Origin of the sequence: uncultured Maricaulis sp. (genome assembly GCF_905480005.1) — a bacterium.
Classification (GTDB): Bacteria; Pseudomonadota; Alphaproteobacteria; order Caulobacterales; family Maricaulaceae; genus Maricaulis.
Genome location: NZ_CAJQOO010000033.1, coordinates 1 through 11,341, shown reverse-complemented (window position 1 = coordinate 11,341; position 11,341 = coordinate 1). Strand labels below are relative to the sequence as shown.

Annotated in this window: 12 protein-coding genes; 5 read left to right on the top strand and 7 right to left on the bottom strand. The window is 61.7% G+C overall.

The annotated features are described in order from the left end of the window. Positions 1-878, bottom strand: an 878-nt coding sequence (locus QZ266_RS04280) for a MoxR family ATPase (RefSeq protein WP_295691929.1), incomplete at its 3' end; no start/stop codon positions are given. A 144-nt stretch (positions 879-1,022) separates the two neighbouring features. On the opposite strand from QZ266_RS04280, the gene QZ266_RS04275 reads away from it, so the two are divergent. After that, complete coding sequence (locus QZ266_RS04275; RefSeq protein ID WP_295691927.1) at positions 1,023-1,736, top strand: cupin domain-containing protein; 714 nt, start codon at positions 1,023-1,025, stop codon at positions 1,734-1,736. A 75-nt stretch (positions 1,737-1,811) separates the two neighbouring features. On the opposite strand, the gene QZ266_RS04270 is transcribed toward QZ266_RS04275, so the two are convergent. From QZ266_RS04270 to QZ266_RS04245, 6 genes are all read right to left on the bottom strand, one after another. Continuing rightward, complete coding sequence (locus QZ266_RS04270) at positions 1,812-2,729, bottom strand: N-acetylneuraminate synthase family protein (RefSeq protein ID WP_295691926.1); 918 nt, start codon at positions 2,727-2,729, stop codon at positions 1,812-1,814. Between the two features lie 3 nt (positions 2,730-2,732). Further along, positions 2,733-3,461, bottom strand: a complete 729-nt coding sequence (locus tag QZ266_RS04265; protein ID WP_295691924.1) for a hypothetical protein — start codon at positions 3,459-3,461, stop codon at positions 2,733-2,735. A 2-nt stretch (positions 3,462-3,463) separates the two neighbouring features. After that, on the bottom strand, positions 3,464-4,507 hold the full coding sequence (locus QZ266_RS04260) for an ATP-grasp domain-containing protein (RefSeq protein WP_295691923.1): 1,044 nt from the start codon (positions 4,505-4,507) through the stop codon (positions 3,464-3,466). Continuing rightward, positions 4,504-5,478, bottom strand: coding sequence for a sulfotransferase (locus QZ266_RS04255; RefSeq protein WP_295691921.1), 975 nt, complete (start codon positions 5,476-5,478; stop codon positions 4,504-4,506). The genes QZ266_RS04260 and QZ266_RS04255 overlap by 4 nt, the downstream gene beginning before the upstream one ends. Before the next feature lie 83 nt (positions 5,479-5,561). Continuing rightward, positions 5,562-6,506, bottom strand: coding sequence for a hypothetical protein (locus QZ266_RS04250; protein ID WP_295691919.1), 945 nt, complete (start codon positions 6,504-6,506; stop codon positions 5,562-5,564). Positions 6,507-6,511: 5 nt separating this feature from the next. Further along, a complete protein-coding gene (locus QZ266_RS04245) occupies positions 6,512-8,344 on the bottom strand; it encodes a tetratricopeptide repeat protein (RefSeq protein ID WP_295691917.1) in 1,833 nt (610 codons plus the stop codon). A 140-nt stretch (positions 8,345-8,484) separates the two neighbouring features. Here QZ266_RS04245 and flbT point away from each other — a divergent pair, with 140 nt between their 5' ends. The 4 genes from flbT to QZ266_RS04225 form a co-directional block, all read left to right on the top strand. Further along, positions 8,485-8,871 carry a flagellar biosynthesis repressor FlbT gene (gene flbT, locus QZ266_RS04240; RefSeq protein WP_295691915.1) on the top strand — a complete coding sequence of 129 codons (387 nt, stop codon included), beginning with the start codon at positions 8,485-8,487 and terminating at the stop codon, positions 8,869-8,871. Continuing rightward, on the top strand, positions 8,871-9,251 hold the full coding sequence (gene flaF / locus QZ266_RS04235; RefSeq protein WP_295691914.1) for a flagellar biosynthesis regulator FlaF: 381 nt from the start codon (positions 8,871-8,873) through the stop codon (positions 9,249-9,251). Before flbT ends, flaF begins: the two co-directional genes overlap by 1 nt. 200 nt (positions 9,252-9,451) lie before the next feature. Continuing rightward, on the top strand, positions 9,452-10,279 hold the full coding sequence (locus QZ266_RS04230) for a flagellin (RefSeq protein WP_295691912.1): 828 nt from the start codon (positions 9,452-9,454) through the stop codon (positions 10,277-10,279). Positions 10,280-10,631: 352 nt separating this feature from the next. Continuing rightward, positions 10,632-11,341: flagellin (locus tag QZ266_RS04225; protein WP_295691911.1), on the top strand; the 710-nt coding region annotated here is incomplete at its 3' end.

Sequence of the window (11,341 nt, the reverse complement as noted above, 5' to 3'; positions counted from 1 at the left end):
TAAGCCGCCCCCGGCCCGCGCGGCCCTTCTCCGGGGCCACCCGGGCGGCGCGCCATGAAGGCGAGCTTTTCGAACAGCATGACGTCCTGTTCGTTTTTCAGCAGGGCACCGTGCAGGGGCGGGATCAGCTTGCGCGGATCGCGTTCCGCCAGGACCGAGGCGTCGATATCCTCGACGAGGAGGAGTTTCAGCCAGTCCAGGAGTTCCGAGGTCGAGGGCTTCTTCTTGACGCCGGGCACATCGCGGATCTGGTAGAAAAGCGTCAACGCTTCCGACAGGAGGCGACCCTTCAGGCCCGGATAGTGGACCTCGACGATCCTGCGCATGGTCGATTCGTCGGGGAAGGCGATGAAGTGGAAGAAGCAGCGGCGCAGGAAGGCGTCCGGCAATTCCTTCTCATTGTTCGAGGTGATGATGATGACCGGGCGGTTCTTGGCGGTGATCGTCTCGCCGGTCTCGTAGACATGGAATTCCATCCGGTCGAGCTCCTGCAGGAGGTCGTTGGGGAATTCGATATCGGCCTTGTCGATCTCGTCGATCAGCAGAACAGAGCGCTCGGGGGCGGCGAAGGCCTCCCACAGCTTGCCCTTGCGGATGTAATTGTTGATGTCGTGCACCCGGTCATCGCCGAGCTGACTGTCGCGCAGACGCGCCACGGCATCATACTCATACAGGCCCTGGCGGGCCTTTGTGGTCGACTTGATGTGCCATTCTATCAGCGGCATGCCCATCGCCTGGGCGACCTGCTTGGCCAATTCCGTCTTGCCCGTGCCCGGCTCGCCCTTGACGAGTAGCGGGCGCTCGAGAGCAACCGCGGCGTTGACCGCGGCGCTCAGTTCACCATCAGCAACGTACTGATCTGTTCCTTCAAAGCGCATCTCAGCGATCTAGCGCGATTGGTCGCATGTCTCCAGAGGGCTGAACCCGTTAATTTTGTATTCGCCACCAACACGCGTCGATTAAGGGACTGTAAAGACGAATCCCGTCGAGTGTGGTTGCATGATGAAAAAGGTGCAGGATCCATGGCTGACGGGATGATGCGGACCCAGAATTTTTACGCCTTCGAATGGCTGACCGGGAAGGTTGCGGATTGTGATCCCAATTTCCCGACCACTCTGCATGCCTGGGATGGCGAAAGGCTTGAACTGGGCAATGTGGACACCGCCTATTTCGGCTTTGTCCAGGAGGGCGAGGCAACGCTTGTCACCGCCTCGGGACAATTCACGCTCCAGGCGGGAATGTATTTCTCGGCCAATAACGCGCTCACCGTCTCCGGCGGCCGCGGGATCGTCATGGCCCGCGAGCTCCACCAGGCGTTTTTCACGATCGGCGGACCGGTCGAACCGCAGGGGCGCCTCAAATATATCGATGGCTGCACTGACAGCCTGCTGATCGCGCCGGTCAAGATGGGCGATCCCTGCCTCAATCTGCTTTATTTCCCGCCGGGCATTGACCAGACCTCTCACACCCACCCGTCCGACCGGATCGGTGTCGTCTATTCGGGGCGCGGCGAATGCGAGACGCCGGAAGGCATCATCCCGCTCGAGCCGGGCGTGATGTTCCGCATTCCCTATGAGGGGCACCACAAATTCCGCACCTTCGACAGCGAGATGCGCGTGATTGCCTATCATCCGGACAGTGATTTCGGTCCCCAGGATGAGAACCACCCGATGATCAATCGCACCATCGTCGACGGCGTCTCTGCATCAAAGATCGACTCGATCCGCACCAAATAGACCGTCCGTCGGTCTCACGAAAACGCCCGCCGGATAGCCGGCGGGCGTTTTTGTTCGTGTACTTGTCGAGCCGGCTCAGGCTTCGGCGCGGTCATCCGGAGCGTGTTGCGGGCGCAGCCAGTCCGTGCCGTTTTCGTCCGGCTTTCCGGTGGCGGCGTCATAGCGGCCGCGGCGCAGATTGCGGCGGCGATTGATCTCGCTCGCGGCGGGCTTTTTCTCGCCATCGCCCAGGGCAATTTCCAGATTGCGCAGATCGGCGATCATGGCGGCCAGCTCGTCCATCTCCATGGCGAAGGGATGGTCCGGTCCGGGCGTGTTGCGATCAAAGGTGACGTGTTTTTCGATCACGACCGCACCGAGGGCGGCCGCCGCGATCGGGGCCATCGCACCGGGCGAGTGATCGGAGAGGCCGACCGGCAGGCCAAGCGTCTTTCGCATCGTCGTGATCGCGGCCAGGTTGAGATCCTCCCAGGCGGGCGGATAGCTGGCGGCACAGTGCAGGACGGTCAGCTTCGGGCAACCGGTCCGGCTCAGCGTACCGACGGCCTGTGTCACCTCATCCATATAACTGGCGCCGCTGGAGAGAATGAGCGGCTTGCCGGTGGCGCCCAGGGCTTCCAGCAGAGGTGTGAAGGTGAGGTCGCCGGAGGCAATCTTGTAGCGTTTGACCCCGATCTCTTCCATCAGCGCAACAGCATCCAGCGAGAAGGGCGTGGACATGAATTCCACCCCATTCTCCTCGGCGCAGGCCTTCAGGGGCGCATGCCAGTCATCGGGCAGGCCGGCATTGCTGAATGCGGCGAATTTCGGATTCTCCACGACCTGTCCGTCCGCATCCTTCACAAAGCGGGCGATGAGGCCCTCGCGGCTCAATGTCTGGAATTTGACGACATCGGCCCCGGCCTTGGCGCAGGCCTCGATATAGCGCTTGGCGACGTCGATATCGCCGCCATGGTTGGAGCCGATCTCGGCGATCACATCAATGTGGGTCATGGGTCAGGAGGCCAGGTCTGTGAGGATGGATTTGAGCACATGCGTCTCGTCGAGCAGGCGGCACAAATGCACCGTGTCGACCGGCCAGTCGCGTTCGGCCAGGCTGGCATAGAGCACCCGCACCAGGGCGAGATCGTCCTGTGTGTCGACCGACACATCAAACTCCGGCCGGTGCAGGGCTTCCGGAAAATCGACCGTGTGACAGCGGAAACGGTCGAGATGGTCGCGAATGAAGACGGTGACATGCTCGCGATCGCGCGGGGTCGTCTCTGCGGCGCTGTCGAGCTGGCGCAGGACCGCGGTCTCCACGACCTCGGCGCGCAGGCCCTTGGGCAGGTGACCGGCGCTGGGGCGGGTATATTCGGCGCCCTGGGCGCGATGCTCGGCGACACAGCGGGCGATTACGGCCGGGTCGCGGAACGGGCTGTCCGAGGTGATGCGGATCAGCGTCTTTGCCAGCGTGTGTTCGGCCACCAGCAGGAAACGCGACAGCACATCCTCTTCCGAGCCGCGGAAGACACGGATGCCCTCGCTCTCGGCCAGAGCCACGACCGCATCATCATCGGGATTGGTTGTGGTCGCGATAACCAGCTCGTCCACACCCTCAATGTCCCGCAGATGGCGGCACTGATAGGCCAGCAGCGACACATCGTCGTGCAGGGTTTCCAGGATCTTGCCCGGCAGCCGGTTGGAGCCGGTGCGGGCCTGAATGACGGCGACTGTCCGGGTCACGATCATGTCTCCTCGGTCGGCGGGATTTCGATGTCCTGCCATGTTCGAACCATACGCGTTGGAGCATAGGGCGGAAAGGTTGACGGGATATGGCCGATCAGATGCTCGCGTCCGGCCAGCATGCGGATCAGCAGGGCGGGGATATTGAGGCCGGCCAGCGTCATCAGATAGCCAAAGCCCCACATGCGTGGATTGATCTCCAGCAAATAGGGCGGGGCGTCCCTGGTCGGGCGTTTCAGCTCGACCGCCGCGAGGCCATGCCAGGGGCCGGACGCCTGGAGCACGGCGAGACCGGCGGCCATCAGACCGGGATCATCCACCGTCTCGCCGGCAATGGCGACACCGCCGGAAGGCGGGTTGGTCTGCAGCTTTCTGTGCAGGGTCGAGACGACCAGGTCGCCCTGGTTCCAGAGCGAGCCGATCGTATAGACGGTTTCCGCCCCGCCGGGGATGAGTTGCTGGACCACACAAGGGCCGTGTTCAGCCGACGTCTCGGCCCACACGGCGCGCAGCTCTGCAGGGTCGGAGGGGTAGTTGACCCCGCGTGCGCCGCGCGAGCTGCGCGGTTTGAGCACGCAGGGGAAGCCACCGTCCCAGCCCTCGAGGTCCGCGTCGCTGGCGGGTTGCAGCGTCTGTGGATGGGGCAGGCCGACCCGGCGAACCCGCTCGAGCAACAAGCCCTTGTCGATCCCGAAGGCGATCACCTCCGGCTCGGAGACCGGGACCCGCAGGCCGGCTGCGCTCCACTCGCGGGCAACCGGGGCGAGGGCAGCGATCTCCGCTTCCGATCCGGCGATGATGATGTCGAGATCCTCGCGTTCGCAGAAGGCTTTCACCGCTGCCCGATAGGCAGCCGGGTCCGCGGCCGAGGGCAGGATGGTGTGTTCGGTGCCGGGCTCGAAGAGTCCGCCGGCCAGCGCATTGGTGTCAGCGGCGACCAGGCGCAGGGACGGGTCGGCGAGGCGCAGGGAACGCAATGTCCCAAGGCCGGGCGGTGCGCCAACGCCGGTGACGAGGACACCTTTGGTCAGGTCCGACAGGCTCATGTCGACCGCCATTGGTCGAGCGAGCGACCAAGCAGGTGTTCCAGGGCCGCAATCTCGGGTTCGAACTGCGCCTGCAGGCGGGCGCGCGTTTCTTCAGCCATTGGCGGGATCGAAACCGCGGTGTCCTGGATCGGCGGATAAACGCCGTCGGCGCTGGTCGCGCCGGCGACACCACTGACCGGAGCGATCAGTTCGGTGTGCAATGTCTCGAAACTGTCCCCGTCACGATCATCATGGGCGCCTTCGAGAATGCTCATCTTCGAGCGCGGTATTCCGCCCGTATTATAGCGTGTCTCCACCGTGACCGGCACATCGCTGTCGATCTCCAGAAAGTCGAAAATCCGCTTCACCGTTCCCGGCCCGTCCTGATCGAGTTCGTCCTGCAGCAGGATGAGCATCTTGCCGAAACGGTCGCGATATTCCCGCAGGCGTTCGGCATATCGGCCGGTATCGGCGTAGAGCCACTGAAAGCCCCAATTGGCGGCAATCCGGCGCGGCTCGTCGGCGAGGGCTTTCTCGAATGAATAGAATTCCGCATCGCGTCGGACATTCTGGAGATAGTGGGAATAGGTACGGTCCACCGGATTGCGAAGGATGGCGATGATCCGTGTCTCCGGCCCGCAATAGGTCATCACGCGCGGCGCCGCGATCGGGGCGTAGGCGTAATAGTCCGGCGAGACGTCGCCAATGCGCGCTTGCCCGTCATAATCCCCAAACAGGGCCTGATAGTCGCTGACATCCGGCGCCGTGTCGAAATGGTAGAATTCCGGCCAGTAGACCGAGCCGTCGCCGACGCCGGAAAAGAAGCGGCCTTCCTTGCGGACCTTCGACAGGAAGACGTCATCGTGCTGGCTGAGATAGTGATAGAGCGAGGTGGTGCCCGATTTCGGCGCGCCGATGACCAGGAAATTCGGCCAGACCTGGTGGTCGCCGGAGGTCGGCCCGGTCTTGCTCTGGCTGTCACCTGTCATGGGCCTGCCCTGTGTTTCTCGATCCGCCCGGGGCGAATCACCGTGGCGCTTCCCGTCCAATGGACCTGTTGAGACTTAAGGATTTACTGCGATTCCACGGAACGCGTCGCGGCCAGTCCGAGCAGGTGGCGGGCGACCCGTCCTGCACCGCCGCCATCGACCAGTGCCTGGCCGGTCCGGGCCATTGCCTCGCGGCGCCCGGCATCCGCGATCAGGCCCGACAATTCGGCCTCGAAATGACGGTCAAAACCCGGATCCTCCGGATTGAGTGACAGGCCCAGTCCAACGCTCTCGAACTGCTCCGCCCGGTCCAGCTGATTGGCAACGATGGGCACGCACAGGGTTGGCAGACCGGTCGCGGCCGCTTCGTGCAGGCTGGTGCCGCCGGCGAGAATGCCGATATCGGCCGATTGCAGGGCCTGACCCAGGGGCGGTACCGGGCCGTCGGTCGCCGGGCCGCGCCACTCACAATCGATCGCGGGAAATGCCCGCGCCAGAATGGCGCGAATTCGGGCGAGGAGCGGTGTGTGTGTCCCGCCAAGTGACAGCAGGACATGCCCGGCCTTTGCCCGCACCTTGCGGGCCGGAAGATTGTCGTATCTATCTGATAGCAATAGGTATTTGGGTCCGCTGAGGGCGGGCGACCCGGACGGGGACAGGCCGGGCAGGAAGCCCTGCCGGATATGGAGATCCGGGATCGCGCCATGCAGGAAATTGCCGATCAGGGTGACGTGAAACCCTTGCCTGCGAAGCAGGGCAACCCGCTCTGCGTCGGTGCGTTTCCAGTCCGCCACGAGGTGGTGGACCTGCTCCGACTCCAGCTGGTCGACAAGATCGTCATCGCTGTCCAGCGTGACGATCTTGATGGTCGGGGCGAGATCGGCCGGCAGGTGGTGCGGGGTCGTCGTCAGCCAGACCGGCGTCGCGCCTGCCGCGACCAAGGCATTGGCCAGGGCCCCGCACCGCATGACATGGCCCAGTCCGATCGTGTCCGAGCCATCGGCGCGAAGGGCGAGCCGCACCGACATGCGGGTCAGCCCTGTTTGCTGGCCAGCTTGGCCAGATCCGCGGCCACGCGTGTCATCGTATTGTCCCAGTCCTGGAAGCCGGAGCCGAAGAAAGAGCGCGTTTGCGGATACCAGTGCTGGCGATCCGATCCGAGCAGCGTCCAGGTCGAGGAGCGGGCGTGGATGAACCAGACCGTTCCACCACAGGCGGCAGCCAGATTGGAGGTCGCATTCATGGGCCCGATCACAAGGTCACAGGCCGAGGCATAGGCGGCCACCTTGTCGAGATCCATTTTCAAATCGATATCGGTGGGCTGGTGCAGGGTGACGCCGAAGCGCTCCTTGGCGAGGGCGAGTTCGTCCTCGACCTTGCCATATTGCAGGTTGATGAAGTCCACGCCCGGCGTCTTCAGCACAGTCTCCCAAGCGTCAAAAGCCGAGAAGAAGCGGGAGCGGCGGGCATTCATGTTCAGGGATTTCCACAAAACGCCGACCTTCAGCCCCTTGCCGAACCTGTCGATCTGCTTGCGGAAGGTGGCCTGTACCTCGGCGTCCGGCGCCAGGAAGCCCGTCTCGGCCGGGAAATCCTCAACGCGATTTCGGAAAGAGCGAAGCGGCGTGGCCATCGGCGTCCAGAAATCCGCACCCTTCTCCAGCATGGGCGGCACAACGCGCACATCGCGGCCCTCGACACTGGCCGACATGTGGTGACCGACAACCGCTTCGGGAAAGGACCTCTGAACCAGGGGCATGAGGCGGTATTCACAGGCGATCCGCAGCTCCCCGTCCGGCCCGACGGCGTCGAGCAGATCCTTGACGGTGTTCATGAACAGGATTTCGTCGCCCAGTCCCTGCTCGCCAACGAGGAGGAGTGTCTTGCCGCGCATTTGCTCGGCATGGGTGCCATCCCACATCGGGGTTTTGAGGGTGAAGAGCGTGGCCTGGGCCCGGTTCGGATTGAGCCGGCTCTCATTGGCGGCCCACCCTTCCTCGATCCGGCCGGCGGCCAGCAGAACCATGGAGCGGCCATGCTGCATGGTGGCCTCCTCCATGGGATCGGCAGGGTCCAGGAGGGCGGCATCGAAATGCGGAATGGCAAGCTCGGGTTCGCCCAGCAATTCGTGGATATTGGCCATGTTGTTGTGAGCGCGCCCGTAATTCGGCCGCAGGCGAAGCGCTTCTTCATAGAAGGTGCGCGCCTGAACGGGGTCACCACTGTCATTGATGACAGTGCCCATTGAATTCCACAGTTCGAAATTGTCCTGATGCGCATAGATCGCCGTGCGCAGGATCTCGATCGCTTCCTCGAACTTGCCCGCATCGCGCAAAACGCCACCGAGATTGATCGCGGCATCGACGGCGGTCGGGGCCAGCTTGTATTGCAGGCGGTAGAATTTCTCTGCCGCCTCCAGCATGTCGAGCTTCCAGGCGACAAGACCGAGCTTCTGGTAGATCTCGGCGTCTTTCGGATCGATCTTCCAGGCGGCTTCGAAAAAGTCGAGCGCCCGCGACAACCGGCCCAGATTGTACAGCATGAGCCCGAGCACATGATTGGTCAGTGCGATGTCGGGGGCGAGCAGCCAGGCCTTGTGGGCGAGGCGGGCCGCGGCGACATTATCGCCTTCGGCTGACGTCTTCATGGCCCGTTTGGCAAGGGCGACGACTTTCTGGAAGGTCCGCCGACGTTCGGCAGGCATGCCTTCCAGATGCGAGTCCACGCGGACCGCCTGGGCACCGAGCGGTACCGCATCGCGGGTTTCATTCTTCTCGATTTCGGCCTGGGCGGATATTTCCGCATCAAGGTCGAGCGCGCTGGCTTCCTGCATGGTCATCAATCCTGCCTCGATTCTGTCGGCCAAGGCAGGAGATTCGCTTTAAGAACTCGCTAATAACGAATGACGGTGCGCGGCCGCAGTGGAAACCTTTTCTTCACCCCATATTGCCAACCTGCAGGCCGCGAACATCACTGATCGCACTCGTTGTGGACCGGAGGGACCTCATGCCGCTCAAAATCTCGCTCAAACCCGGCGAGAGGTTTGTTCTGAACGGAGCCGTTATCGAAAACGGTGACCGGCGGGCCAATCTTGTGCTGCAGAACAAGGCTTCGGTGCTCCGCGAGAAGGACATCCTGCAGGCCGAAGACGTCGATACACCGGTCAAGCGGATCTATTTTCCGATCATGATGATGTATCTGTCCGACAAGAATGACGACAAGCTCTATGACGAATTCGTCCTCCGGATGAATGAGTTCATGGGCGTTGTCTCCGACCCGCAGATCCTCGGGCTTTGTGTGAATGTCAGCCGCGATGTCATGGCGGGTGAGCACTACAAGGCGCTGCTGGGCTGCCGCAAACTCATGACCTATGAAGCCGAGAGGCTGAGCTGATGTCGTTTCAAGCCTATCAAAATACCGCGGCGCGGGCCGAAGACCCGCGAGCCACCGAATACCGGCTCTTTGCCCAGGTGACGCGTTCCTTGATGAATGCCAAGACACTGCCCATGGAGGCGGTCCGTGACCGGGCCGAGGCGATTGACTGGAATCGCCGCGTCTGGAGCAATCTGGCGCTTGATTGCGCCAGTCAGGACAACAAGCTGCCAGAGGCCTTGCGTGCCGCTATCATCTCGCTGTCCATCTTCGTCTCCAAGCACGGCAGTCACGCCATGCGCAATCCCGAGGCGATCGATGATCTGGTCGATATCAACCGGACCGTCATGCAGGGGCTGATGCCCCAGGCCAATGCCAGCGCGAGCCAAGCCGCCGGGTAACAATTGCCGATGCGGCAATAACGGGCAGGCAGGAACAGGCACCTTCTTCGGAGGGTGCCTTTTTTAATATCCTAATGCTCAGATTTAATTGATTTTTTCGCGTCCGTTCCGCGGCATGCCGTTTGCGATGCCTGCTGCGAGCAAAAGGCTCGCGGCTGAAAAATTCGGCCTTAAACGCATCCAGAATGGAGAGCACAACAATGGCACTTTCTGTCAACACCAACGCTGGGGCGATGATTGCCCTGCAGAATCTGAACAAGACGAACATGGACATGAACGAGGTTCAGAATCGCATCAACACAGGCCTGGAAATTGCCAGTGCGAAGGATAATGGCGGCGTGTACGCCATCGCCCAACGCATGCGCTCCCAGGTCAATGGTTATGGTGTGGTCGGGCAAAGCCTGGATCTCGCGACGTCTGTCACCGACGTAGCTCTGGCAGCCGGTGAGGCAATTTCGGATATCCTGATCGAGATGAAGGAGAAGGCGCTCGCGGCATCTGATGCATCGCTTGATGCGTCCTCGCGTACAGCCCTGAACGAAGACTTCAAGGCCCTGCGGGATCAGATCGCTACGATCACTTCCAATGCTGAGTTCAACGGCACAAACCTGATCAACGGGACTGTGACCTCTGTCTCGGCTCTGGCCAACTCTGACGGCTCCAACACGATCACCATTTCCGACCAGAACTTTACTCTGGCCGGTGGTATCGTGACGGTGGCTGCGACGAGTTCCTTCGCATCGGCAGGAGACGCGTCCACGCTTGTGGCCACGATCGAAACGTCTCTCGACAACCTGAGCACGGCTCTGGCAAAGCTCGGTACCGCTTCGAAGTCCTTGGAAATTCACAAGAACTTCACGACGAAGCTGTCCGATACGCTGGAGCAGGGGATCGGCAATCTGGTCGACGCCGACCTGGCCAAGGAAAGCGCCCGACTCCAGTCGCTGCAAGTCAAGCAGCAGCTGGGTGTCCAGGCGCTCTCAATTGCCAACCAGGCGCCGCAGACCATCCTGTCGTTCTTCGGCTAAGTTCGTCCGGCCGGGATCGCCTTCGTGGCGATCCCGGTCATTTTTTTCAGGTTCGCCAGCGCTGGCGAATACCCATGTCTAAAATCGACCATTAACCTGATATTAATCATAAAATCTTGCCGACCGGCAGATTTTTCCTAGCCATTTGCGGTCTTTGATAGGCAATTTTTGCCGGGCAAATGGTTACCGGGGAAAGTTTGACTCGGCAAAAACATCCCGCCGAATCACGCGACTCGGAATTAACCTTCGAGGTCAATCGCCAACTGGCACCAGCTTTGCTCTTCCTTTGTGTGGGTCAGAAGACCCGACGGGCAGAACGTCCGGAACACACCAGAATGGAAAGGGCCAAGAAATGGCTACAATCAACACGAATGCCGGCGCCATGGTTGCGCTGCAGAACCTCAATCAGACCAACCGCGACATGGAGCAAGTCCAGAGCCGCATCAACACCGGTCTGGCTGTGGCGTCCGCCAAGGATAATGGCGGCGTTTACGCGATTGCCCAGAAGATGCGCTCCGACGTCAACGGCTATGCCGCTGTCGGCAATTCTCTGGATTTGGCTGCTTCGACCACCGACGTGGCCCTGGCCGCTGGTGAAGCGATCGGCGACATCCTCATCGAGATGAAGGAAAAGGCCCTGGCTGCTTCCGACTCGTCGCTCGATACGGCGTCCCGCACGGCCCTGAACGAAGATTTCAAGGCTCTTCGCGACCAGATTTCCACAATCGTCGACAATGCCGAATTCAATGGCACGAACCTGATCAACAACTCGGTTACGTCCATTTCGGCCCTGGCCAATGCTGACGGCTCCAACACGATCACGATCTCCGACCAGAACTTCTCTCTGGGCGGCGGCAATGTGACCGTTGCGGCTGCGGCTTCCTTCGCATCTGCTGGCGACGCTTCCACGCTCGTCGCCACGATCGAAACCTCTCTCGACAACCTGAACGCATCGCTGGCCAAGCTCGGCACCGCGTCCAGCTCGCTCGAGATCCACAAGGGTTTTGTCGGCAAGCTGTCTGACGCCCTGGAAAAGGGTATCGGCAACCTGGTCGATGCGGA

Excerpts from the sequence above, each read along its gene's own strand:
- QZ266_RS04275 (WP_295691927.1), top strand. The coding sequence starts at position 1,023 with ATGGCTGACGGGATGATGCGGACCCAGAATTTTTACGCCTTCGAATGG.
- QZ266_RS04270 (WP_295691926.1), bottom strand. The coding sequence starts at position 2,729 with ATGACCCACATTGATGTGATCGCCGAGATCGGCTCCAACCATGGCGGC.
- QZ266_RS04260 (WP_295691923.1), bottom strand. The coding sequence starts at position 4,507 with ATGAGCCTGTCGGACCTGACCAAAGGTGTCCTCGTCACCGGCGTTGGC.
- QZ266_RS04255 (WP_295691921.1), bottom strand. The coding sequence starts at position 5,478 with ATGACAGGTGACAGCCAGAGCAAGACCGGGCCGACCTCCGGCGACCAC.
- QZ266_RS04250 (WP_295691919.1), bottom strand. The coding sequence starts at position 6,506 with ATGTCGGTGCGGCTCGCCCTTCGCGCCGATGGCTCGGACACGATCGGA.
- flbT (WP_295691915.1), top strand. The coding sequence starts at position 8,485 with ATGCCGCTCAAAATCTCGCTCAAACCCGGCGAGAGGTTTGTTCTGAAC.
- flaF (WP_295691914.1), top strand. The coding sequence starts at position 8,871 with ATGTCGTTTCAAGCCTATCAAAATACCGCGGCGCGGGCCGAAGACCCG.
- QZ266_RS04230 (WP_295691912.1), top strand. The coding sequence starts at position 9,452 with ATGGCACTTTCTGTCAACACCAACGCTGGGGCGATGATTGCCCTGCAG.